The organism is Microbacterium sp., from assembly GCF_041909575.1.
GTDB lineage: Bacteria > Actinomycetota > Actinomycetes > Actinomycetales > Microbacteriaceae > Microbacterium.
The window spans coordinates 1-22,725 of record NZ_JAYRDE010000043.1 but is presented as its reverse complement, the minus strand read 5'-3'; the positions used below and the strand labels follow the sequence as shown (position 1 = coordinate 22,725).

17 protein-coding genes are annotated in these 22,725 nt (G+C 70.9%); 10 read left to right on the top strand and 7 right to left on the bottom strand.

What is annotated here, in order from left to right; all coding sequences use genetic code 11:
* The first annotated feature begins 266 nt into the window (after positions 1-266).
* A complete protein-coding gene (gene ddaH, locus ACE3O1_RS07955; protein ID WP_374314231.1) occupies positions 267-1,163 on the top strand; it encodes a dimethylargininase in 897 nt (298 codons plus the stop codon).
* The gene (rocD, locus tag ACE3O1_RS07950) at positions 1,160-2,383 is read left to right on the top strand and encodes an ornithine--oxo-acid transaminase (RefSeq protein ID WP_374314229.1); all 1,224 of its coding nucleotides are present in this window, start codon (positions 1,160-1,162) and stop codon (positions 2,381-2,383) included. The genes ddaH and rocD overlap by 4 nt, the downstream gene beginning before the upstream one ends.
* 21 nt (positions 2,384-2,404) lie before the next feature.
* Here rocD and ACE3O1_RS07945 read toward each other — a convergent pair whose 3' ends face one another.
* Positions 2,405-4,093 (bottom strand): molybdopterin-dependent oxidoreductase, encoded by a 1,689-nt coding sequence (locus ACE3O1_RS07945; RefSeq protein WP_374314227.1) that lies wholly within the window; start codon positions 4,091-4,093, stop codon positions 2,405-2,407.
* Between the two features lie 99 nt (positions 4,094-4,192).
* Between ACE3O1_RS07945 and ACE3O1_RS07940 the strand changes: the two genes are divergently transcribed.
* The 4 genes from ACE3O1_RS07940 to ACE3O1_RS07925 all read left to right on the top strand — a co-directional run bounded on the left by ACE3O1_RS07940 (position 4,193) and on the right by ACE3O1_RS07925 (position 8,597).
* Positions 4,193-5,032: a hypothetical protein gene (locus ACE3O1_RS07940; protein ID WP_374314225.1), complete on the top strand. Its 840-nt coding sequence runs from the start codon at positions 4,193-4,195 to the stop codon at positions 5,030-5,032.
* A gap of 66 nt (positions 5,033-5,098) precedes the next feature.
* Positions 5,099-6,829, top strand: a complete 1,731-nt coding sequence (locus ACE3O1_RS07935) for a circularly permuted type 2 ATP-grasp protein (RefSeq protein ID WP_374314222.1) — start codon at positions 5,099-5,101, stop codon at positions 6,827-6,829.
* On the top strand, positions 6,823-7,755 hold the full coding sequence (locus ACE3O1_RS07930; RefSeq protein WP_374314220.1) for an alpha-E domain-containing protein: 933 nt from the start codon (positions 6,823-6,825) through the stop codon (positions 7,753-7,755). The genes ACE3O1_RS07935 and ACE3O1_RS07930 overlap by 7 nt, the downstream gene beginning before the upstream one ends.
* Positions 7,752-8,597 carry a transglutaminase N-terminal domain-containing protein gene (locus tag ACE3O1_RS07925; RefSeq protein WP_374314218.1) on the top strand — a complete coding sequence of 282 codons (846 nt, stop codon included), beginning with the start codon at positions 7,752-7,754 and terminating at the stop codon, positions 8,595-8,597. Before ACE3O1_RS07930 ends, ACE3O1_RS07925 begins: the two co-directional genes overlap by 4 nt.
* 221 nt (positions 8,598-8,818) lie before the next feature.
* On the opposite strand, the gene ACE3O1_RS07920 is transcribed toward ACE3O1_RS07925, so the two are convergent.
* From ACE3O1_RS07920 to ACE3O1_RS07905, 4 genes are all read right to left on the bottom strand, one after another.
* Positions 8,819-8,968, bottom strand: coding sequence for a hypothetical protein (locus tag ACE3O1_RS07920; protein WP_374314216.1), 150 nt, complete (start codon positions 8,966-8,968; stop codon positions 8,819-8,821).
* Between the two features lie 100 nt (positions 8,969-9,068).
* The gene (locus ACE3O1_RS07915; RefSeq protein ID WP_374314214.1) at positions 9,069-9,890 is read right to left on the bottom strand and encodes a carbohydrate ABC transporter permease; all 822 of its coding nucleotides are present in this window, start codon (positions 9,888-9,890) and stop codon (positions 9,069-9,071) included.
* Complete coding sequence (locus ACE3O1_RS07910) at positions 9,887-10,849, bottom strand: carbohydrate ABC transporter permease (RefSeq protein ID WP_374314212.1); 963 nt, start codon at positions 10,847-10,849, stop codon at positions 9,887-9,889. The genes ACE3O1_RS07915 and ACE3O1_RS07910 overlap by 4 nt, the downstream gene beginning before the upstream one ends.
* Positions 10,850-10,947: 98 nt before the next feature.
* Positions 10,948-12,267 carry an ABC transporter substrate-binding protein gene (locus tag ACE3O1_RS07905; protein WP_374314210.1) on the bottom strand — a complete coding sequence of 440 codons (1,320 nt, stop codon included), beginning with the start codon at positions 12,265-12,267 and terminating at the stop codon, positions 10,948-10,950.
* A gap of 252 nt (positions 12,268-12,519) precedes the next feature.
* Between ACE3O1_RS07905 and ACE3O1_RS07900 the strand changes: the two genes are divergently transcribed.
* The 4 genes from ACE3O1_RS07900 to ACE3O1_RS07885 all read left to right on the top strand — a co-directional run bounded on the left by ACE3O1_RS07900 (position 12,520) and on the right by ACE3O1_RS07885 (position 19,048).
* Complete coding sequence (locus ACE3O1_RS07900) at positions 12,520-15,189, top strand: family 78 glycoside hydrolase catalytic domain (protein ID WP_374314208.1); 2,670 nt, start codon at positions 12,520-12,522, stop codon at positions 15,187-15,189.
* A complete protein-coding gene (locus ACE3O1_RS07895) occupies positions 15,186-17,465 on the top strand; it encodes a beta-glucosidase (protein WP_374314205.1) in 2,280 nt (759 codons plus the stop codon). Before ACE3O1_RS07900 ends, ACE3O1_RS07895 begins: the two co-directional genes overlap by 4 nt.
* A 144-nt stretch (positions 17,466-17,609) precedes the next feature.
* Complete coding sequence (locus ACE3O1_RS07890) at positions 17,610-18,665, top strand: LacI family DNA-binding transcriptional regulator (protein WP_374314203.1); 1,056 nt, start codon at positions 17,610-17,612, stop codon at positions 18,663-18,665.
* Positions 18,666-18,784: 119 nt separating this feature from the next.
* Positions 18,785-19,048 (top strand): hypothetical protein, encoded by a 264-nt coding sequence (locus ACE3O1_RS07885; RefSeq protein WP_374314200.1) that lies wholly within the window; start codon positions 18,785-18,787, stop codon positions 19,046-19,048.
* 35 nt (positions 19,049-19,083) lie between these two features.
* On the opposite strand, the gene ACE3O1_RS07880 is transcribed toward ACE3O1_RS07885, so the two are convergent.
* Entirely contained in the window at positions 19,084-20,499 is a 1,416-nt protein-coding gene (locus tag ACE3O1_RS07880) for a rhamnulokinase family protein (protein WP_374314198.1), read from the bottom strand.
* The gene (locus ACE3O1_RS07875; protein WP_374314196.1) at positions 20,496-22,532 is read right to left on the bottom strand and encodes a bifunctional aldolase/short-chain dehydrogenase; all 2,037 of its coding nucleotides are present in this window, start codon (positions 22,530-22,532) and stop codon (positions 20,496-20,498) included. The genes ACE3O1_RS07880 and ACE3O1_RS07875 overlap by 4 nt, the downstream gene beginning before the upstream one ends.
* Positions 22,533-22,725 lie beyond the last annotated feature (193 nt).

The window sequence follows — 22,725 nt, the reverse complement described above, 5'->3', positions numbered from 1 at the left end:
CATAACTCCTGCAGTTTCGGTGCGACACGCCGCGGCGAGTGCCGCGGGAGCGGTCTCTCGGCCCGAACTGCAGGAGTTATGCGCCCGGCGGGGGAGGCCGCGCGCCGAAAGCCACCCCTCGCCCGCCCGGCGTCGGGACCTGCGCCGCTCGGCACGCCTCAATCCCGGGCGCTGGTGAGAGAATGGCCGTGGCGTGCCCGTGTGCCGGCTTCCGCAGCTCCGCCGGGCCTCTGGACAGCGTCCGCCGCCCCTTCCCAAGGAGCAAGATGTCCACGCAGAACACCGCGCCCATCGCCGAGGCGACCAGCCCGGGCACCCGGATCCAGCAGCACCGGACCTACCTGATGTGCCGGCCGGAGCACTTCACCGTCAGCTACACGATCAACCCGTGGATGGAGCCGGCCAACCCCACCGACACGGCCAAGGCCGTCGCCCAGTGGCAGACCCTCTACGACGCCTACGTCGCGCTCGGCCACGACGTCCGCCTCATCGACGCCATCCCGGGCCTGCCCGATATGGTCTACACCGCCAACGGCGGCTTCGTGATCGATGGAGTCGCGTACGGCGCGAAGTTCCGCTTCGCCGAGCGCGCCCCCGAGGGCCCGGCGTTCATGGACTGGTTCCGTGCGAGCGGCTTCGACGTCGCCGAGCCCGTCGAGGTCAACGAGGGCGAGGGCGACTTCCTCCTCGTCGGCGACACGATCCTCGCCGGCACGGGCTTCCGCTCGACCGGCGACAGCCACCGCGAGCTCGGCGACGTGTTCGGCAGGGAGGTCGTGAGCCTCAATCTCGTCGACCCGCGCTTCTACCACCTCGACACCGCGATCTCGGTGCTCGATCCCGTCGAAGGACCCGGCGGAGTCGAGAAGGCGAACATCGCCTACCTCCCTGCGGCTTTCGATGCGCCGAGCCGCGGCATCCTCGAGGACCGCTACCCCGACGCGATCCGCGTCGCCGACGAGGACGGCGCGGTGTTCGGCCTGAACTCCGCCAGCGACGGGTTCAACGTCCTCATCTCGCCACGCGCCACGGGCTTCGAAGCCCAGCTGCGCGAGCGCGGCTACAACCCCGTGCTGATCGACCTGTCCGAGCTGCTGCTCGGCGGCGGCGGCATCAAGTGCTGCACCCTCGAGCTGCGGCACGGACAGGAGACGACCCGATGACCACCTCGCCCGCGGTCGACACCGCCATGGCCCGCATCATCGCCGACGAGAACGCGCACGTCGCCCACAACTACCACCCGCTCCCCGTGGTCATCTCGCGCGGCGAGGGCGCATGGGTGACGGATGTCGAGGGCAAGCGCTACCTCGACCTGCTGTCGGCCTATTCGGCGCTGAACTTCGGGCACGGTCATCCGGCGATCCTCGCTGCCGCGCAGGAGCAGCTGAACCGCCTCACCCTCACCAGCCGCGCCTACCACAACGACCGTCTCGGACCCTTCGCCGAGGCGCTCGCCGAGCTGTGCAACAAGGACCTCGTGCTGCCGATGAACACCGGCGCCGAAGCCGTCGAGACCGGCATCAAGGTCGCGCGCGCGTGGGGCTACCGCGTGAAGGGCATTGCTCCGGATGCCGCGACCGTCGTGGTCGCGAACGGCAACTTCCACGGCCGCACGACGACGATCGTCGGGTTCAGCGACGACCCGCAGGCCCGGGATGACTTCGGCCCCTTCGCCCCCGGCTTCGTGCACGTGCCGTTCGGCGACGCCGCGGCGATCGAGGCGGCGATCGACGAGAACACCGCCGCGGTGCTCATCGAGCCGATCCAGGGAGAGGCCGGCGTCGTGCTGCCGCCCGAGGGATACCTCCGGGCGGTGCGCGAGCTCTGCACCAAGAACGGCGTGCTGTTCATCGCCGACGAGATCCAGTCGGGTCTGGGCCGCGTGGGCGAGACGTTCGCGTGCGATCGCGAAGGCGTGGTGCCCGACGTGTACCTCCTCGGGAAGGCGCTGGGGGGCGGCATCCTCCCCCTGTCGGCCGTCGTGGCGGACGACGCGGTGCTCGGAGTGATTCGCCCGGGCGAGCACGGGTCGACGTTCGGGGGCAATCCGCTCGCGGCCGCCGTCGGGCTGCGCGTGGTCGAGATGCTGCGGACCGGGGAGTTCCAGACGAGGGCGAAGGCGCTCGGCGAGCACCTCGAGATGCGCCTCGCGGGCCTCGTCGGACAGGGGGTCACCGCCGTGCGGGTGGCCGGACTGTGGGCGGGAGTCGACATCGACCCTGCCGTCGGGACCGGCCGCGAGATCGCCGAGCGGCTCATCGCGCGCGGCGTGCTGGTGAAGGACACCCACGGCCACACGATCCGCATCGCACCGCCGCTCGTCGTGCGCGCCACCGAGCTCGACTGGGCCGTGGAGCAGCTGCGGGTGGTCCTCGCGGCCTGACCGGCCGGCTCTCGCGGTCGCTCAGGCGAAGACGCTGACGAACCGCTCGTGCCAGCCCGTCGCGCCGTCGGGCGCGGGGTGGGCGCGGTCGGATGTCTGCACCTCGCCGGTCGCGCTCACCGCGCGGCACCGGATGAGGTGGTCGCCTTCGACGGCCGTCCAGGGCATGCTCCACTGCACCCAGGTGTCCGACGAGATCGCGGTGGCGAGCGTCGCCGGCTGCCACGCGCCCTCGTCGATCTGCACCTCGACGCCTGCGACGCCGACGTGCTGCTGCCACGCGACACCGGCGATCACCACCTCGCCGGCCTTGAGCCCCTGAGCCTTGCGCGGAACGTCGATGCGGGACTGCAGCTTGATCGGGCCGCGCTCGGACCAGCCCCGATCGGTCCAGTACGCCCGCGCCCGGTCGAATCGCGTCACCTCGAGCTCCTTGACCCACTTCGTCGCCGAGACGTAGCCGTACAGGCCGGGCACGACGAGCCGCGCGGGGAACCCGTGCTCCGGCGGCAGCGGCTCGCCGTTCATCCCGACGGCGAGCAGGGCGTTGCGGTCGTCGGTGAGCGCTTCGAGCGGAGTGGATGCTGTGAACCCGTCGATCGAGCGGGAGAGCACCATGTCGGCGTCGGCGGTGGGGCGAGCGCGGGCGAGCAGCTCCCGCACCGGGTAGCCCAGCCACAGCGCGTTGCCGATGAGGGTGCCGCCCACCTCGTTCGACACGCACGCGAGTGTGGTGTGGTGCTCCTCGAGCGGCAGTTCGAGCAGGTCGTCCCAGGTGAGCATGACCTCTTCCTCGACCATGCCCTTGATGTGGAGGTTCCAGTTCGCCGGGTCGAGATTCGGCACGATGAGCGCGGTGTCGATCCGGTAGAACTGATCGGTCGGGGTGACGACGCGGGCGAGCCCCGGGATGTCGAGCTCCGCGCCGGCGGGGATCGGAGGCGCCGCGACCGCGGCCTTCGGCAGCACGACCGCTTTGATGGCCGAGACGGCGGCGCTTCCCGCGCGCATGGCGCTCCCGACGCCCGCCGCGACGACGCCGGCCACCACGGCCGCTCCCGACCACAGCAGGAACGCCCGGCGGCCCGGCCCCGCGGCAGAACTCCACGGATCCGATGACGACGCGCCGCTGAGGGAGGCGTCGACCGGCGTCGGAGTCGAATCCTGTGGAGTTCTGCTGCCGGCCGGGCGCAGCATCCGCACCAGCCACCACAGCGCGACGGCGCCCCCGACGCCCGCGACGACGGACGGGAGCCACGCGAGCGGACCGGCGTTCGCGCGCGTGACCGCGGCGACCGCCCCGACCGCGCCGAAAGCCACGACGACCACGCGGCCCCACGGCGGCCGGCGCACCTCGAGCCATCCGGCGAGCGCGGCGAGCAGGAGCACGACGAGGGCGATCCCGACGAGGAGCGCGATCTTGTCGGCGGTGCCGAACAGGGCGATCGCGGCATCCTTCGCCCACGGCGGAGCCAGGTCGATCAGCGCTGAGCCCACGGCCGTGAACGGACCGGATGCCGGCGCGATGACAGCGGCGGCGAGCTCCCCGAGACCGGCGCCGAGCGCGACGGCCCCCACCCCGGCGGCCCACCCGTAGGGCGCCGGAATGCCGCGGTCCGCGCGAGACGACGTCACGAGGACAGCGTACGTCGGCGTGAACCCTCCGGGGCGGAGAGCGGGGGTCTTGCGCGCGCTGGCTCGCGGGGCCATGATCGCGATCACACCGTCTCCGGGGGACGGGCGACCCTCGCCGGGTCGTTTCTCCCTGCGCCGTGATGTCCTTCACGGCCCGTCCGAAGGAGTACGACGATGAACATCAGTGTGCGCACCGCTCTCGGCCTCGTCGCCGCAGCAGTCCTCGCCACGGGGCTTGTAACCGGAACCGCGGTGACCTTCGCCGTGGGCGACCCGGGTGGGGAGAAGCCCCCGGCCTCCGGCCGTTCGGATGCATCAGCCGAATCGGACGCGGCCGCAGCGGTGTCCTACGGGGTGGGTACCGAGCTCCTCTATGTGCCGATCACCCCGTGCCGCATCGTCGACACCCGGGCCGGTGGCGGAAAGCTCGCGGCCGGCGCGATCCGGGAGTTCTATGTCGGCGGAACCACCGGGTTCCCCGGGCAGGGTGGAACGTCGGGCGGGTGCGGCATCCCTCCCGCCGCCGCGGCCGTCTCGTTGTCTCTGACGAGCACACAGGCGTCGGCATCCGGACGACTCGTCGCGTATCCGTCTGCCGTGAGCGCGCCGGGCTCGACGATGCTCTCCTACACGGCGGCATCCAACGCCACCTCAACGCCCACGGCCGCCATCACGCCGTACACGGAGCGGCAGATCGAGGTGAAGAACTTCTCGGCGTCGGTGCACCTCGTCATCGACGTGCTCGGGTACTACACCCCGCAGATGTCCGCGTACGTCAACAACGACGGCACGCTGTGGATCGCCAGCAGAGGCGTCTCGAGCACCCGCGTCGACGTGGGGATGTACGAGGTCACCTTCGACACCGACATCACCTACTGCAACGGCATCGTGTCACCTGCGATCGGCGGCTACACCGCCGGTGTGTTCCCCAACGGCGACATCGCCGAAGTCAAGGTCACGGACGCGGACGGCGTGCCGGCCGACGCCTACTTCAATCTCGTGATCGTCTGCTGAGGCCGAGGCTCCTCCGGGGCGGAGAGCGAAACACTCCGGCAACACGCCCCCGGCTAGGCTTCTTGCATGGGAGATCTCTTCGACGGCTACGGCTCCACCCTGGCGCCGCGGAAGACGGCGTCCGGGGTCCCCGCGTACGACGAGATGTTCGGCAGCCCGGCCCACCCGGGCGACCTCGCCGAGTCGCGCGACGCCTACCGCGAGCTCTACCAGGCGCTCGCCCAGATGACCCAGGAGGAGCTGCGCGGCCGCACCGACTCCCTCGCCAGCTCCTACCTCGCGCAGGGCGTGACATTCGACTTCGCGGGCGAGGAGCGGCCGTTCCCGCTCGATGCGGTGCCCCGCGTGATCACGTACGAGGAGTGGTCGCGCATCGAGGCCGGCGTCAAGCAGCGCGTGCTCGCGCTCGAGGCATTCCTCGACGACGCCTACGGTCGCCAGCACTGCGTGCGCGACGAGGTCCTCCCGGCCGGGCTGATCGCCTCGTCGCAGTACTTCTACCGGCAGGCCGCCGGCATCCATTCCGCCAACGGCGTGCGCATCCAGGTGTCGGGCATCGACCTGATCCGCGACGAGCACGGCGAGATGCGCGTGCTCGAAGACAACGTGCGCGTGCCGTCGGGCGTCTCCTACGTCATCTCGAACCGCCGGGTCATGGCGCAGACGCTTCCCGAGCTGTTCGTCTCGATGCGGGTGCGACCCGTCGGCGACTACCCGAACAAGCTCCTGGCCGCCCTCCGGGCTTCGGCGCCGGCGGGCATCGACGACCCCAACGTCGTGGTGCTGACGCCGGGCGTCTACAACTCGGCCTACTTCGAGCACACGCTGCTTGCGCGGCTCATGGGCGTCGAGCTCGTCGAGGGTCGTGACCTGCTGTGCGTGGGCGGCAAGGTGTTCATGCGCACCACGCGCGGCCCCAAGCGCGTCGACGTGATCTATCGCCGCGTCGACGACGAGTTCCTCGATCCGCTGCAGTTCCGCGCCGACTCGATGCTGGGCGCTCCCGGCCTCATGCTCGCCGCGCGTCTGGGCAACGTCACGATCGCCAACGCCGTGGGCAACGGCGTGGCCGACGACAAGCTCCTGTACACCTACGTCCCCGACCTGATCCGCTACTACCTGGCGGAGGAGCCCATCCTCAAGAACGTCGACACCTGGCGGCTCGAGGACCCGAACGCCCTCGAGGAGGTGCTCGACCGCCTCGACGAGCTCGTGGTCAAGCCCGTCGACGGCTCGGGCGGAAAGGGCCTGGTGGTGGGCCCGGATGCCTCGCCCGCCGAACTCGAGAAGCTCCGGCAGCGGCTCCTGGCCGATCCGCGAGGCTGGATCGCCCAGCCCGTCGTGATGCTCTCCACGATCCCGACCCTCGTCGAGGACGGGATGCGCCCGCGTCACGCCGACCTGCGGCCGTTCGCCGTCAACGACGGCGAGGGCGTGTGGGTGCTTCCGGGTGGCCTCACCCGTGTCGCCCTCCCGGAAGGACAGCTCGTGGTGAACTCGAGCCAGGGCGGCGGATCGAAGGACACCTGGGTGATCGGCGGCTCCGCGCCCTCGCACGTGGAGTACGGGCAGGGCCACGGCGTCTCGGGCCTCGTCGCCGACCAGGCTGCGACCGTCACCGCGGCGATCCCGATCATCTACGACGGGCAGCCGCCTCCGGCGCACTCGCCGCGCGATCCGGACGGGAACCGCCGCGACCAGCACGAGCAGCAGCAGCAGGAGCACGCGCGCGAGATGCCCCACGCCTCGTCCTCTCAGGCCGAACAGCAGCAGCAGACCGGGGGCGGGTCATGCTGAGCCGCATCGCCGAGAGCCTGTTCTGGATCGGGCGCTACATCGAGCGCAGCGACGGAACCGCGCGCATCCTCGACGTCCACCTCCAGCTCCTGCTCGAGGACCCGTGGATCGATGAGGACACCGCCTGCCGGTCGCTGCTCAGCGTGATGGGATCCGTCCCGCCCGAGGGCGTCGAGCACGTGCGCCGCGAGGACGTGCTGGCACGACTGGCCGTGGACCGCATGAATCCCTCGAGCATCGCGTACGCGCTGACGGCGTCGCGCGAGAATGCGCGCCGCGCGCGCGAGATCGTCTCCACCGAACTGTGGGAGACCCTCAACACCACGAACGCTCGGATGCCGCGGCGCCTGCAGGCCGACCGGGTGCACGAGTTCTTCCAGTGGGTGCGCGAGCGCGCAGCGCTCGCCGTCGGCATCGTCGACTCCTCCACGAGCCGCGACGAGGCCTGGCAGTTCTTCACGCTCGGCCGCAGCATCGAGCGCACCGACATGACCGCGCGGCTGCTCGCGACGAGGTCGCTGACCGAGGCATCCGGTCCGTCATGGACCACGATCCTGCGATCGTGCGGCGCGTACGAGGCGTACCTGCGCACCTACCGGGGCATGCCGAGCGCGCGAAACGCGGCGGAGTTCCTGCTGCTGGACCGGCTGTTCCCGAGGTCGATCATCTACTCGATCCAGCGCGCCGAGGAGTGCATGAGCGCCATCGATCCGCGCGCCGACCGTGTCGGCCACTCCAACACCGTGCTGCGCGCGCTGGGGCAGATCCGCAACGACCTGGAGTATCGGCCGGTCGGCGAGATCCTCGGCGAGCTGCCGCAGCACATGGACCGTGTGCAGAAGGTCACGCGCGAGGCATCCGAAGCCATCCGCAGCCGGTTCTTCCCGACGCAGGCCGAGCCGAGCTGGATCGGAGAGATCTCATGAAGCGCCTCCGCATCGAGCATCAGACCGGCTTCAGCTACCAGGGTGACGTCTCTGCGTCGTACAACGAGGCGCGGATGCTGCCCGGCTCGACCGACAGCCAGTTCGTGCTGAACTCGTCGCTCGACATCGAGCCGTCGACGTCGGTCAACCAGTACGTGGACTACTTCGGCACGCGCGTCGCCGCGTTCGACGTTCTCTCGCCCCACGCGGCGCTCACGATCACCGCGAAGTCGCTCGTCGAGGTGCGGCCGCGGCCGCTCGAGCACGTCGACGTCACGTGGCACGGCCTCTCGCGCGAGTCGAACCGCTCGATCGAGACCGTGGAGCAGCTCGTTCAGACGGGACGCACGCGCCCGCATCCCGAGGTCGCCGATCTCGCCCGCTCGCTCGCGTCGCAGCACGACCACCCGGGCCGGGCAGCGCACGCGATCGCCACCGGCATCGGCGACGCCGTCGAGTACATGCACGGGATCACCGGCGTGCACTCCACGGCCCAGGAGGCGTGGGAGGCTCGCAAGGGCGTCTGCCAGGACATCGCCCACATCACGCTCGGGGCCCTGCGCGAGGTCGGGATCCCCGCCCGGTATGTGTCGGGTTACCTGCATCCGCGCCCGTCGGCCGAGGTCGGCGTCGCAGTGACGGGTGAGTCCCATGCGTGGGTCGAGTGGTTCGCCGGCGAGTGGCAGGGGTTCGACCCCACCAACAACATCGAGATCGGCGATCGGCACGTGCTGGTCGGACGCGGCCGCGACTACGGCGACGTCCCGCCGCTGCGCGGCGTGTACGCCGGCCCGTTCAAGTCCCACCTGCACGTGAAGGTGACGATCACGCGCGAGGCGTAGCAGCGCGCCCGAGGCTAAGTCGCCGCGCGGCGCGGAGTCGCCGCGCGGCGCATAACTCCTGCACTTGCGTCGTTGCGTCGGCCCCGCTGCGCGAATCGCGCGGGCTGGCCGCCTGATCCCGACGAATGTGCAGGAGTTATGAGCCTGGGCGCGAGCCGGCCGGGCGCGAGCCGGCCGGGAGCGCGAGCCCGCCGGGAGCGCGAGCCCGGCCGGAGGAGAGATCAGGCGGGCGGGGCGTCGGGGTCGAGGGTCTTGAGGGTGTCCTCCTCGGCCGGGTTGTCGGCCTCGAGCTGGTCCTCGGTGGTCTCGTCGCCTCCCGTCGGGGCGTCCTGCTCGATGGGCTCGTCCTCTGCACGGCGTTCGTCGGTCATGCGCTCACGCTAGGCGTGCGATCGGCACGCCGACAGGGGTTGACGAACGGCGGTGCGAGGGGGCGGATGCCGCGACATCCACCCCTTCGCAGCACGCGGGTCAGCCTTTGACGGCGCCGCTGGTCATGCCGGCGACGATCTGCTTCTGGAAGAAGATGTACATCACCAACGGCGGGATCGTGATGAGCAGGATGTTCGTGAACAGCAGGTTCCACTGCGTGCTGAACTGGCTCGAGAAGTTGTAGAGCGTGAGCTGGACGGTGGGCTCTCCCGGCAGGAAGTACAGCGGGTTCTGGAAGTCGTTGAAGACGAACACCGACTGCACCACGATGACCGTGACGATGACGCTCTTGAGCAACGGGAACGCGACCGTGAAGAAGAGCCGCAGCGGACCGGCGCCGTCGATCGTCGCGGCCTCGTCGAGCTCGCGCGGGATCGTGGAGATGAACGCACGGAACATCAGGACGCAGAACGACAGGCCGAACGCGACCTCGATGAGGATCAGGCCCGGAAGGTTGCCGAACAGCTCGAGACCCTGCAGCACCCATATCGTGGGGACGACCGCCGGCGGGATGATGAGCCCGCTCAGCACGAGGAAGTTGATGAGCGGGTTGAGCCTGCTCGGGCGCCGCTGGAGGACCCAGCCGACCATCGCGGAGAAGATCACCATGAGGGTCACCGACACGACCGTCAGGATCGTCGAGTTGATGAAGGCCCAGATGAGCATGAAGTCGCGAGCCGAGACCACCTCGACGAGGTTCTCGAAGAAGGCGAACTGCTCGGGCCAGCTGAACTGCAGGAGGGATGCCTCCTGCTGGGGCTTCATGGCCGTGAGCAGGATGAAGCTGAACGGCACGATGAAGACGATCAGCGCGACGACGATGGCGATGATGCCGGTGATGTTGCGGCGGACGGCGATCACTGCTCGACCTGCTTCCGGTTGAGGGCCCAGAAGATGGGCACGATCACGGCCGTCACGACGAGGAAGAGGATCACGTTGCCGGCCGCGGAGAGTCCGAAGAACCCGGCTTGGTACTGCTTGAAGATGACGGACGAGATGACATCGCTGCTGAAGCCCGGGCCGCCCTTCGTCATCGCCCAGATCAGGTCGAAGGAGCGCAGGCCGCCGATGAGCGACAGGATGATGACCGTCACGGTGGCGGGGCGCAGCAGTGGCAGGGTGATGTTCCAGAAGCTGTTCCACGCCGAGGCGCCGTCGACTTTCGCCGCCTCGAAGTACTCCTGCGGGATCGCGACGATGCCCGCGATGAAGATGAGCGTGGCCAGGCCCACACCGCGCCATACGTCGACGAGCGCCACCGAGTAGATCGCCAGGGCGGGGTCGGTGAGCCAGGCGGGACCCTGGATGCCGATGACGGCGAGCGCGTTGTTGATGAGGCCGTCGAAGGGGTCCATCAGCACCTTGAAGGTGATGCCGACGCCGATGGTCGACACCAGCACGGGGAAGAAGATGACCGCGCGCAGGAAGGTGCGGCCGATGATGCGCCCGGTCAGGACGAGCGCGATGAGCAGGCCGAGCACGACCTTCAGCGCCGAGGTCACGAAGCCGAAGATGAAGGTGTTGGTGAAGCCCTGAACGAGTGCGGGCTCCTTGAAGAACTGCACGTAGTTCGCGAAGCCGATGAACTGGATGTCGAACAGCGACCAGCGCGTCAGCGAGAAGTAGAAGCTCGCAATGGTCGGGACGATGAACAGGACGATGAACAGGATGCCCGCGGGGAGGTAGAACCACATCGGGTACTGCTTGGCCATGTTGCTGCCGGGCTTGCGGCGGCGGGGGGTGCGCCGGAGGCCCGGAGCATCGCCGTCGGCGATGTCTTCGGCCTCCTGGAGGGCCGCCGCGGAGGGTGTGATCGACATGATCCGGATCTCTCGTGTCGGGGAGAAGATGAGAGGGGCCGGGCCGGCGAGCGCCGGACCGGCCCCTCGATTCAGTCTGACCTAGGCAGGCAGACGGGTCACCAGCCTTCGAGACCGAGCTGCTGCGCCTGCTTGATGACGTCCTCGTCGTAGAGGGCGGCGCCGTCCTCGGCGGAGCGGATGCCTGAGCCCACCTCGACCGTGATCTGCTCGAGTGCCGGTCCCTTGATCGGGGAGAGGAACTCCAGCGCCGGGAGCGAACCGCCCTCGGTCTCGAAGTAGGGCAGCATGTCGGCGACCGACCGCGGCACGTCGTCTGGGATCGTGCAGCCTTCGACCAGGTACGGACCCGCAGCGCCCACGGCCTCGGTCTGCGCATCGCAGGCCTCGGTCGTCGCGACGAAGGCCAGGAACTCCTTGACCGCCTCGGGGTGCTCGGTCGTCGCCGAACCGTACAGGCCGGACGGTGTCCACGCGGTCAGGCCGTTGTCGGGACCGTCGCCCGGCAGGGCGAAGAAGCCGACGCCCTCTGCGGCCTCGGGATAGTTCTCGACCATCGGCGGGATGGCGAAGGTGAGCATCGGGTAGTGGGCGCCCTCGCCGGTGGCGACCATGCGCACGCCGTCGTCGTAGGTCGCCGACGCGAAGTCCTCGTTCAGCACTCCGGCCTCGAAGACCTCCTGCAGGTGCTCGAATCCGGCCAGCGCAGGCTCGTCGACGTACTTGCGCTCGTTCGCCGTGTAGCCTTCGGCCCAGTCCGGGTCGGCGGCGAGCACATTGTAGAAGTCGCCGAGCACGAACAGCTGCGACGTCCAGGTCTCGGCGTAGGTCTGGATGACGCCGGCGTAGCCGGCATCCTTCGCCGCCTCGCTGTTGGCGATGAACTCGTCCCACGTCGTGGGGATCTCGAGTCCGAGCTCTTCGTAGATGCCGATGTTGTAGAGCACGCCGCCGCCCATGGCGGTGCCCATCGGCACGCCGTAGACGCCGTTGTCGGTCGACACCGCGCTGACGAAGGTGTCGGAGAGGTTGTCGATGAAGTCCTCATCGGCGAGGTTGAGCACCGTCGAGTCCGGGTTGAGCGCCTGGAAGAGCGAGCCCGAGTTGTACTGGAAGATGTCGGTCATCTCGCCCGTGGACAGGCGCGTCTTCACGGCGTTGTCGCCTTCGGCGCCCTGGGGGCGCGTCTCGACCTCGACCGTGACATTGTCGCTCTGCGCATTGAAGGCATCGACGATCGCCTGCGTGGGTCCGAGCGTCGACTCCGAGTTGTCGGCCAGCAGGGTGAGGGTGACGGGCTCGCCCGAGCCCTCGTCGCCGCCTCCTCCTCCGGCCGAGCAGCCGGCGAGCGCGAGCGCGACGGCTCCGCCGCCGGCCACCAGGGCCAGGGCTGCACGTCGCGGGGTGCGGATGGTCATTGCTTACCTCCATGTAAACACGTGATGCTGCGGACGGGTCTGTTGAAGCGGTTCAACACCACAGACTGTAAGTCGGAGAATCCGCTCGTGTCAACCTGCTCGGGGGTCACAGAACGGTTACAGCCCGTATTCTCGGTAACATTCGACCAGACCGTCCAGAAATGCCAGCGCGATCTTGACTGGTGCAATCGATGTCTGCTGTCGTATCGTTGAAGCGCTTCATCCGCGCAGCGTCGCCGAAAGGAACATCCTGTGACCTCCCTTGCCCCGTTCACCCTTCTCGATGGGGGGACCGTCGTGTCCTCTGTCCGGTCGCAGCATCCGCGCGACCTCCTGGGTGTGCCGCGGGAGGGGCTGCGCCTCACATGGGAGGTGCGCAGCACGACCGCGGCGCGGCAGCTCGGCTCGCAGATCGCCTGGCGTGACGGCGGGGAGTGGATCGAGGAGCCGGTCGCCGAGGGCGAGGACTCGATCGCGGTGACCGCGCCCGGCGGCGCGCTCCCCGACGGCGGTGTCCGCGCCTTCCGCGTGCGCATTGCGACGGAGCAAGGATGGTCGCCGTGGAGCGACGACTTCGAGGTGGAGGGTGCGCTGGACGACCTGGGAGCTCCCGTCATCTCGGTCGACTCGCAGACCGAAGGCCCCAACCCCTACCTGCGCCGGTCGTTCACCCTCGCCGGCCCGCCGGTGCGCGCGCGTCTGCGGATCAGCTCGCTGGGCCTCCACGACGCACGACTCAACGGCGCCGCCGTGGGGGACGAGCACCTCGCCCCCGGCTGGACGGCCTATCAGGAGCGCATCCTCGTGGCGACCCACGACGTGACCGCGCACCTCTCCGCCGGTGAGAACGTCCTGGCCGTGCGTCTCGCCGACGGCTGGTACCGCGGGCGCCTCGGATGGCGCAACCAGCGCGAGCACTACGGACGGGAGATCGGCCTGCTCGCCCAGCTCGACGTCGATCTCGCCGACGGCACCTCCGTGCGCATCGGGTCGGACGAGGACTGGCGCGCGTCCACCGGCGCGCTCCTCATGACGAGCATCTACGACGGATCCGACGTCGACCTCCGACGGGAGCCACAGGGCTGGGACCGCCCGGGATTCGACGACTCGGCCTGGACGGGCGTCCGCACCCTCGAGGTCGACCGCGCGCTCTTCCGCCCGCGCTTCGCACCGCCGGTGCGGACCGTGGCCGAGCTCCCCGGCGCACTGACCCGCCACGACGACCGGGTCGCGATCGACATCGGGCAGAACATCGCCGGGTGGATGCGCGTCGTCGTCCGAGGAAAGGCCGGCGATCGGGTCGTCGTGCGCCACGCCGAGGTGCTCGAGGAGGACGGCGGCCTGCACGTCGCCGCCCTGCGCACGGCGCGCGCGACCGACACCTACGTGCTCGACCGCGACGGCGAGCACGTGCTCGAGCCCGCCTTCACCTTCCACGGCTTCCAGTACGCGGACGTCACCGGCGCCGAGGTGGTCGAGGCAACGGGCATCGCGATCAGCTCCGACACCGCGCAGCGATCCAGCTTCCGCAGCAGCGAGCGGGCGCTCGACAAGCTCCACGCCAATGTCGCCTGGTCGCAGCGCGACAACTTCGTGTCGGTGCCGACCGACTGCCCGCAGCGCGACGAGCGGCTCGGCTGGACCGGCGACGCGCAGGCGTTCGCCGCGACGGCGACCACCCTGTTCGACAGCGAGGCGTTCTGGCGCTCGTGGCTGGTCGACCTCGAGATCGACCAGGACGACGACGGCTCGGTGGCCGCCGTCGTGCCGAACATCATCCATGACACTGACTTCGACTCCACCGGAGAGTCGCAGATCATGGGCCGCGCCGGGTGGGCGGATGCCGCGACCATCGTGCCCTGGGCCGTGTACGAGTCGACCGGCAGCAACGAGACGATGGCGCAGCAGCTCACGAGCATGCGGCGCTGGGTCGACCACCTCGAGCGTCGGGCCGGCGAGGTCGGTCTGCTGCCGAGCGAGTTCCAGTTCGGCGACTGGCTCGACCCGGATGCCCCGGGAGATCGGCCGTGGGAGGCCAAGGTCTCGGGGGACTTCGTCGCGAACGCGTTCTTCAGCTGGAGCGCGCGTCTCCTGGCCCGCGCGGAGCGGCTCGTCGGCGACGCCGGTCGGGCCGCGCGCGCCGACGACCTCGCGGAGCGCGTCGCCGCTGCGGCCTGGAGCCGATGGGGCGAGCACGCCGCCACTACGCAGTCGGGCTGCGCGCTCGCCATCGAGTTCGGGATCGCCCCGCCCGAGCAGATCGCCGGCCTCGGCGACCGCCTCGCCGCACTCGTGCGGGAGGAGTCGGGCCGGATCGCGACCGGGTTCCTCGGCACGCCGCTCGTGCTGCCCGCCCTCACCCGCACCGGCCACCTCGACGAGGCGTACGCAATGCTCCTGCGTCGCGAGGCGCCGTCGTGGCTCTACCAGGTGGAGCGCGGGGCGACCACGGTGTGGGAGAGATGGGACGCCCTCCGGCCCGACGGCTCGATCCACCCCGGCGACATGGAGACCGGCGAGGGCATGCTCTCGTTCAACCACTACGCCTACGGCGCCGTCATCGACTGGGTGTACCGCACGGCGGCAGGGCTCGCCCCGGTGGCAGCGCGCCCCGGGTACCGCGAGATCCTCGTCGCGCCGCGACCGACCGTCGGCATCACCGAGGTGTCGGCGGAGATCCGCTCGGCGCTCGGTCCGGTCGGGATCGACTGGCGCCTCGCCGACGAGGGCCTGGTCATCGACCTGTCGGTGCCCTTCGGCGCCGAAGCGGTGCTCGATCTTCCCGTCGGACCGGACTCGGTCGTGCTGCTCGGCGACGGTCCGGCGCCCGAGCGGGTCGGCCCCGGCATCCATCGCATCGTGGTCTCCGCGCCCGTGGTCGCCGACCCGGAGCGGGCTCTCGCCGCGCGGAGCGCCGTATGAGCCGCGCTGAGGACGAGGCGATCGCGCTCAACGACCTCAGGGCGGGCGGCGTCACCCCGTTCTCGTACGCCGACGGCAGCTGCGGGATCCGCGGGGTCGACGGCGCCACGGCGCTGCCGAGCGCCATCACCCTCGCCGCGACGTTCGACGAGTCACTGGCGGAGGAGTACGGCGCGGTGCTCGGCGCCGAGCTGCTGGCATCCGGCCACAACGTGCTCCTCGCGCCGGCGCTCGACATCGCGCGGGATCCGCACTCCGGGCGCATCGGCGAGAACCTCGGCGAGGATCCGCTGCTCGCAGGCGAGCTGGGTGGCCGCATGGGGCGCGGCATCCAATCCCGCGGAGCGATGGCTGTCGCGAAGCACTACGTCGGCAACAACGTCGAGCGGCTCCGCACCGGCGAAGGGCCCTTCGGGGAGCGCACCGACGCGATCGACGTGCGCATGGACGAGCGCGCACTGCACGAGGTCTACGTCGCGCCGTTCCGGCGCGCGGTGCAGCGCCACGGCGTCGCGGGACTGCTCGGCTCGTACAACCGCCTCAACGGCGTGTACGCGTGCCAGTCGCCCGAGCTGCTGCAGCTTCCGCGGGACGAGTGGGGCTTCGAGGGTGTCACGATCCCGGACTTCCTCTTCGCGGTGAGGGATGCCGAAGCCGCCCTGCGCGCGGGGCTCGACATCGCCGGGCTCGAGGAGCTCGCCGGCCGCACGGCCGAGATGGTCGCGGCTGCGCCCGACGACGTCGTGTCCGGTCTTGCCCGGCACGTGCGCCGCGCCGCCGAGCAGGTCGGGCTCGTCGAGCCCACCGGGGAGGCAGACCCCGCAGGGCTCGGCACGGCGGAGGCTCTCGCGTTTGCCGAGCGCGTCGCCGTGGACGGCGCGGTGCTCCTCGTCAACGACGGCACCCTGCCGCTCGCGCCGGGGGCCCGTGTTGCCCTCGTCGGGGCGGAGGACGTGCGGCACCGGCTGGTGGTCGGCGGCGCCGCGAGCGTGACGCTGACCGATGCGCGCATCCCCGACCTCGCACCGGCGCTGTCGGCTGCGGGACTCGAGACGATCGCGGCCGCCGCCGGCTTCGCCAACGTTCCGCTCCCGCCCCTGCGCGCAGGCGACGGCGTGCGGCTGACGGCGGTGGTGACGGATGCCGCGGGCTCGCGCAGCGTCGAGCTCGATGTCGCCGAGCTCCGCGCCGACCCGGCACGCCCCGACGCGGCGTGGTCCGCCGAGCTCACCGCGGTGCTGCCCCCCGGCGGTCCGCTCGTCCTGACCGCGGAGTTCGCCGGAGAGCTCGACGTGCGCGTCGACGGCTCGCCGATCGCGCACGGCTTCCGCGAGGCCTCGCCCATGATCGCCGGCCCGCACTATGTGCTGCAGAGCGTCATTCCGGCCCTCGACCGGGAGCGCACGCTCGTCGCCCGCTATCGCACCGGGGCGGCGATCGCCGTGCCGGGAACGCCGATCATGCCCCACGTCGTCCTCGGGACGGCCGCGCTCGACCCCGCACTCGACGCGGCGGTGGCCGCGGCAGCCGGAGCCGATGCGGTCGTCGTGCTCGCGGGCCGCGTCACCGGCGAGGCGATGGACGCCGACGAGCTGACGCTGCCCGCGGGACAGGCCGAGGTGATCGAGGCGCTCGCCGCCACGGGCGTGCCCGTCGTCGTGGTGACCCACGGCGGCGGCCCCGTCGTGATGCCGTGGCGCGAGCGCGCTGCCGCGATCCTGCACCTCGGGCACGCCGGCGAGCGGTTCGCGCCGGCGCTGGCGGCGCTGCTGTCCGGCAATGCCGAGCCGGGCGGGCGGCTGCCCCTCACCGTGCCCGACGCGCCGCTGCCCCCCGAGCCGACCGAGCCGGATGCCGAGGGCCGCGTCGAGTACGCCGAAGGCGTGGACGTGGGCTACCGCGGATACGAGCGGCGCGGCATCCGTCCCGCCTTCTGGTTCGGTCACGGGCTCGGGTACGCCGAGATCTCGTTCGTCGAGGTGCGCGCGGATGGCCAGGACGTCGTGGTGCGGCTGCGCTGCGGCGACGACCGCGGCGGCAAGGCCGTCGTCCAGCTCTATGCGCGCGCCGCCGCGTCCGAGACCCTCCAGCTCGCCGGCTTCCGCGCGGTGCGCCTTGCCGCGGGCGAGGAGCGCGCGGTGCGCGTGCCGATCGACGTCGAGGCGCTCTCGCGCCGGGTTGACGGATCCTGGGTCGCGGCATCCGGCTCCGTCGATGTGCACGTCGGCTTCTCGCGCGGCGCACTCCCGCACATCGTCGAGGTGCAGCTGCCGTGACGGGCACCGAACCGCGACGCGATGATCCGCTGAGCGGGCGATTCATCATCGAGAATGAACTGTCGTGTCTCCTCCGGGAGACGCCCGAAGCGCCATGAGCAACGAGAGGGCGCGGCGACCACGAACCGGCGGAGAGGAGCGCGAGTGACCGGCACGGCGGACAGCCCCGCGAAGCGCGTGCGACGCGGCGGCGCACGGCGCTCGACGCTGTCGGACGTGGCTCGCGTGGCCGGAGTCTCCGTCGGCACCGTCTCGAACTTCCTCAACCACCGCGACAAGGTGGCACCGGCGACACAGGAGGCGATCGAGCAGGCCATCGTCCTCCTCGACTTCGTGCCGAACGGGCAGGCGCGCTCGCTCGCCCGCGGGAGGTCCCGCACGGTGGGGATGATCGTCACCGATCTCGCGAACTCGTTCTTCGTCGACATCGCGCGTGGCGCCGAGGAGGCGGCCACGGCCGCGGGCCACTCGCTGCTCGTGGCGAGCAGCGTGAACGCGGAGCAGAAGCAGCAGGAGCTGCTGCGGGTCTTCGACGAGGCGAGGTTCGCCGGCATCCTCATCGCACCGTTCGAGGCCGCCGCCGACTACCGCGAGCCGGAGGGGCTGCGCGGCCCGTCGGTCGTGCTGAACGTCGCGAGACCCGTCCACTACGGCTCGTCCGTCGTGAGCGACGATGAGCTCGGCGGCTACCTGGCCGCTCGGCACATGATCGAGCTCGGGCGCCGCTGGCTGCACTTCGTCGGGGGTCCGGTGCGTCTCGCGCCCATCCAGGAGCGACTGGACGGTGTGCGCCGAGCCGTCGACGAGACCGACGGCGTCGCGCTCACCGTCGAGCACGTCGCGTTCGAAGACCACCTCGCCGAAGGCGCCGCGATCGGGCGGCGGCTGCGGGAACTCGGACCGCTCGTGCGCCCCGACGCGGTCGTGTCGACGTCCGACCTCGTCGCCCTGTCGATCATCCACACCGTGCAGGGGGCGTTGCGCGTGCCCGAGGATCTCGCAGTGATCGGATACGACAACAACGCCGCGGCGCGGGATGCCGCGATCCCGGTCTCCACCGTCGCGCAGGCCGGTATGGAGATGGGCGCCGTCGCCTTCGAACTGCTCCTCGAGGAGCTCAGCGGCGACCCGCACCAGCGCCGGATGGTGTCGCTCGAGCCCCATCTCGTGGTCCGGGCGAGCTCTTCCCCGGCTGGCTGAACGGGCCGCTCGCCGGTCTCCGGCCTGAGCGGGCTCCGCTGCCTCACCGCCGAGGATCCGAATCGTCGGCCGCACCGAATCACTCCGGGGGGACTTCCCCCTGACGATCGGAGGATTCGATGAAGAAGACCCTGTCCATGGGCGCGGCTGTGGCAGCCGTCGCCGCAGCCATCATGTTCGGCTCGACGGGCGCGGCATCCGCGGCCCACTGCGTCGACAGCGCGGGCACCACCCCGGGCTTCTCGTATTTCGGAACGGTGCACGTCAAGGTCGCCGATCACGCCGAGGGAGGAAACCCCGGACCGCACGCCGGAACGGGCGGCGCCTCCAACTGCCTGGAGACCTCGGGCAACCCGTCCGAGCGAGCGCCCGGGCGCGGCTGAGCGCAGGTCTGTCGCGCCGCGGGAGCGCGGCAGACCTAACCCGCGCGGGGCTCGTACCGCACCGGCGGGAACGCGGCGACGACGGCCGCACGGAGATCCTCGAGCGAGGCATCCGCTCCGAACCAGCCGTGTGCGCGCGCCTGCACGAGCACGTTGCCGAGGGCGGTCGCCTCGACCGGGCCGGCGAGCACCGGAAGTCCGGAACGGTCCGCGGTCGCCTGGCACAGCAGGCGGTTCAGGGCGCCGCCGCCGACGATGTGGATGACGTCGATCTCGCGGTCGGTGAGGCGCCCGGCCGTTGCGACGGCGCGCGCGAACGCGTCGGCGATGCTCTCGACGATTGTGCGCGCGAAGGCGGCGCGCGAGGCCGGCACAGGGGCGCCCGCCTCGTCGAGCACGGCCGCGATGCGCGCGGGCATGTCGCCCGGGGCCGACAGCCGCGGATCGTTCGCGTCGAAGAGGGCGACGTCGCCGTCGACGGATGCCGCGGCCTCCAGCAGCTGCGGGAGGTCGATCGGGGCGCCGTCCTCGGCCTCCCACGCGCGCACCGACTCACTCAGCAGCCAGAGCCCGGTGACGTTGTGGAGGAAGCGGATGCGCCCGTCGACCCCGCCCTCGTTGGTGAAGTTCGCTTCGCGGGCGGCGTCGCTCACGACGGGCGCGTCGAGCTCCACGCCGACGAGTCCCCACGTGCCGCATGAGATGTAGGCGGCATCCGGCGAACTCAGCGGCGTCGCGACGACGGCCGACGCGGTGTCGTGCGAGCCCACAGCCACGACCTCGAGCGGTGCGCCGATGCGCTCACGGGCCGCGCCGGTGAGCGGGCCGAGCCCCTCGCCGGGGTCGACGAGGCGCGGAAGGACGGATGCCGGGATCCCCAGGCGCTCGGCGAGGTCGAGGTCCCACTGCCCGGTGCGCACGTCGACGAGCCCGGTGGTCGAGGCGTTGGTGCGCTCGGCGACCCGGGCGCCGGTGAGGAGGAACGCGACGAGGTCGGGAACCAGCAGCGCGGCGTCGGCGTCGATGAGTGCGCGCTCGGTGACGTACTGGTACAGCGTGTTGAAGGGGAGGAACTGCAGCCCGTTGCGGCGGTAGAGCTCGTCGAAGGGCACGCGGGCGTGCACGAGCTCAACGCCGCGGGCCGTGCGGTCGTCTCGGTAGTGGAACGGCTCGCCGAGCACCTCGCCGCCCTCGACCAGCCCGTAGTCCACGGCCCACGAGTCGATGCCCACGCTCGCGAGCCCCGGCTCCCGGGCCACCGCCTCGCGCAGGCCGTCGAGCACGTGACGGTACAGCGCCGTGAAGTCCCAGTGGAGTCCGTCGGGGCCGGGCACCGGTCCGTTCGGGAACCGCGAGACCGCCTCGAGGCGCAGCATCCCGTCGTCGACGTACCCGAGCATGACCCGCCCGCTCGTCGCTCCGAGGTCGACGGCCGCGACCACTCCGCTCATCGCAGGAATGCGGCCGCGACGCCGGAGTCGACCGGGATGTGCAGGCCGGTCGTGCGGCTCAGCTCCGGTCCCGTCAGGACGTAGACGGCGTCGGCGACGTTCTCGGGCACGACCTCGCGCTTGAGGATCGTGCGGTTGGCGTAGTACTGGCCGAGGTCCTCTTCCTTGACGCCGTAGGTCGCGGCGCGGTTGGCGCCCCAGCCGGCGGCGAAGATGCCCGAGCCGCGCACGACGCCGTCGGGGTTGATTCCGTTGACGCGCACTCCGTGCTCGCCGAGCTCCACCGCGAGCAGCCGCACCTGGTGGGCCTGGTCTGCCTTGGTGGCGGAGTACGCGATGTTGTTCGGTCCCGCGAAGACGGAGTTCTTCGACGAGATGTAGATGACGTCGCCGCCGAGCTTCTGCTCGATCAGCGCCTTCGCCGCAGCCTTGGCGACGAGGAACGAGCCCTTGGCCATGACGTCGTGCTGCAGGTCCCAGTCCTGCTCGGTGGTCTCCAGCAGCGGCTTGGACAGCGAGAGCCCGGCGTTGTTGACGACCAGGTCGATGCCGCCGAACGCGAGCAGGGTCGCGTCGATCGCGGCCTGCACGCCCGCGGCGTCGGCGACGTTCGCGGCCACGCCGATCGCGACATCCGCGTTGCCCAGCTCGGCGGCCGCGGCCTGCGCCTTCTCGAGATCGAGGTCGGCGACGACCACGCACGCGCCCTCGGCGGCGAGGCGGGTCGCGATGGCCTTGCCGATTCCGGATGCCGCACCCGTGACGAACGCGATGCGGCCCTGGTGCGTCTTCGGCTTCGGCATGCGCTGCAGCTTCGCCTCCTCGAGGGCCCAGTACTCGATGCGGAACTTCTCGGCATCAGAGATCGGCGTGTACGTCGACAGCGCCTCGGCGCCGCGCATCACGTTGATCGCATTGACGTAGAACTCGCCCGCCACGCGCGCGGTCTGCTTGTTCGCGCCGTAGGAGAACATCCCCACGCCCGGCACCAGCACGATGAGCGGGTCGGCGCCCCGGATCGCCGGGCTGTCGGGGGTCGCGTGCGCGTCGTAGTACGCCTGGTAGTCGGCGCGGTACTCCTCGTGCAGCTCCTCAAGGCGGGCGACGGATGCCTCGACCGAGGCGTCTGCCGGCAGGTCGAGGAGGAGCGGCTTGACCTTCGTGCGCAGGAAGTGGTCAGGGCAGCTCGTGCCGAGCGCCGCGAGGGCGGGGGCCTTCTCGGAGGCGAGGAAGTCCAGCACCACGTCAGCGTCGGTGAAGTGGCCGACCATCGGCTTGTCGGTGGAGGCCAGACCGCGGATCGTCGCGGCGAGCGCGGCGGCCTTCGCGCGCCGCTCGGGCTCGGGGAGGGCCTCGAAGCCCGCACGAACTCCTCCGAAAGGCTCAGCCTTGCCGTGCTTTTCGATGTATTCGGCCGCTGTGGCGATGATTCCTGAGGAGTTCTGCTCCGCCTCGGCGGAGGTGTCGCCCCACGCGGTGATGCCGTGGCCGCCGAGGATGCAGCCGATCGCCTGCGGGTTCCGCTCCTTGATCGCCGCGATGTCGAGGCCGAGCTGGAACCCGGGTCGGCGCCACGGCACCCACACGACCCTGTCGCCGAAGATCTTCGCGGTGAGCTCCTCGCCGTCGGCCGCTGTCGCGATCGCGATGCCGGAGTCGGGGTGGAGGTGGTCGACGTGCGCGGCATCCACGAGTCCGTGCATCGCGGTGTCGATCGACGGCGCCGCGCCGCCCTTGCCGTGCAGGCAGTAGTCGAACGCGGCGACCATCTCGTCCTCGCGCTCGAGGCCGGGGTACACGTTCACAAGAGCGCGCATGCGGTCGAGGCGCAGGACCGCCAGGCCGGACTCGGTGAGCGTGCCGAGGTCGCCGCCGGAGCCCTTGACCCACAGCAGCTCGACGGGCTCGCCGGTGACCGGGTCGGTCTCGGTTCCCTTCGCCGACGTGTTCCCGCCGGCGTAGTTGGTGTTCCTCGGGTCGGCGCCGAGGCGGTTCGACCGGGCGATGAGCTCGGCGGCTGCCTGGTTGGTCATGGGGTGTTTCCTTCGTGTGGGAGTCGAGGTGGTGCGCCGGGGTCGCGGGGATCGGCATCCCACGACCCCGGCGGGTCTGTGGCTAGGCGCCCCAGCCGGCCTGCGTGCCGCCGACGCGCGCGTCGGCGATCTGCTGCTGGTAGCCGGATGCCGCGTAGGCGGCCATCGGGTCGGCGGGGAGGCCGCGCTCCTC

Bases quoted from the DNA above. Each gene is read 5' to 3' on its own strand.
- ACE3O1_RS07885 (WP_374314200.1), top strand. From the start codon at position 18,785: ATGAAGAAGACCCTGTCCATGGGCGCGGCTGTGGCAGCCGTCGCCGCA.
- ACE3O1_RS07895 (WP_374314205.1), top strand. From the start codon at position 15,186: ATGAGCCGCGCTGAGGACGAGGCGATCGCGCTCAACGACCTCAGGGCG.
- rocD (WP_374314229.1), top strand. From the start codon at position 1,160: ATGACCACCTCGCCCGCGGTCGACACCGCCATGGCCCGCATCATCGCC.
- ACE3O1_RS07945 (WP_374314227.1), bottom strand. From the start codon at position 4,093: ATGGCCCCGCGAGCCAGCGCGCGCAAGACCCCCGCTCTCCGCCCCGGA.
- ACE3O1_RS07880 (WP_374314198.1), bottom strand. From the start codon at position 20,499: ATGAGCGGAGTGGTCGCGGCCGTCGACCTCGGAGCGACGAGCGGGCGG.
- ACE3O1_RS07910 (WP_374314212.1), bottom strand. From the start codon at position 10,849: ATGTCGATCACACCCTCCGCGGCGGCCCTCCAGGAGGCCGAAGACATC.
- ACE3O1_RS07920 (WP_374314216.1), bottom strand. From the start codon at position 8,968: ATGACCGACGAACGCCGTGCAGAGGACGAGCCCATCGAGCAGGACGCC.
- ACE3O1_RS07935 (WP_374314222.1), top strand. From the start codon at position 5,099: ATGGGAGATCTCTTCGACGGCTACGGCTCCACCCTGGCGCCGCGGAAG.
- ACE3O1_RS07940 (WP_374314225.1), top strand. From the start codon at position 4,193: ATGAACATCAGTGTGCGCACCGCTCTCGGCCTCGTCGCCGCAGCAGTC.
- ddaH (WP_374314231.1), top strand. From the start codon at position 267: ATGTCCACGCAGAACACCGCGCCCATCGCCGAGGCGACCAGCCCGGGC.
- ACE3O1_RS07925 (WP_374314218.1), top strand. From the start codon at position 7,752: ATGAAGCGCCTCCGCATCGAGCATCAGACCGGCTTCAGCTACCAGGGT.
- ACE3O1_RS07905 (WP_374314210.1), bottom strand. From the start codon at position 12,267: ATGACCATCCGCACCCCGCGACGTGCAGCCCTGGCCCTGGTGGCCGGC.
- ACE3O1_RS07930 (WP_374314220.1), top strand. From the start codon at position 6,823: ATGCTGAGCCGCATCGCCGAGAGCCTGTTCTGGATCGGGCGCTACATC.
- ACE3O1_RS07875 (WP_374314196.1), bottom strand. From the start codon at position 22,532: ATGACCAACCAGGCAGCCGCCGAGCTCATCGCCCGGTCGAACCGCCTC.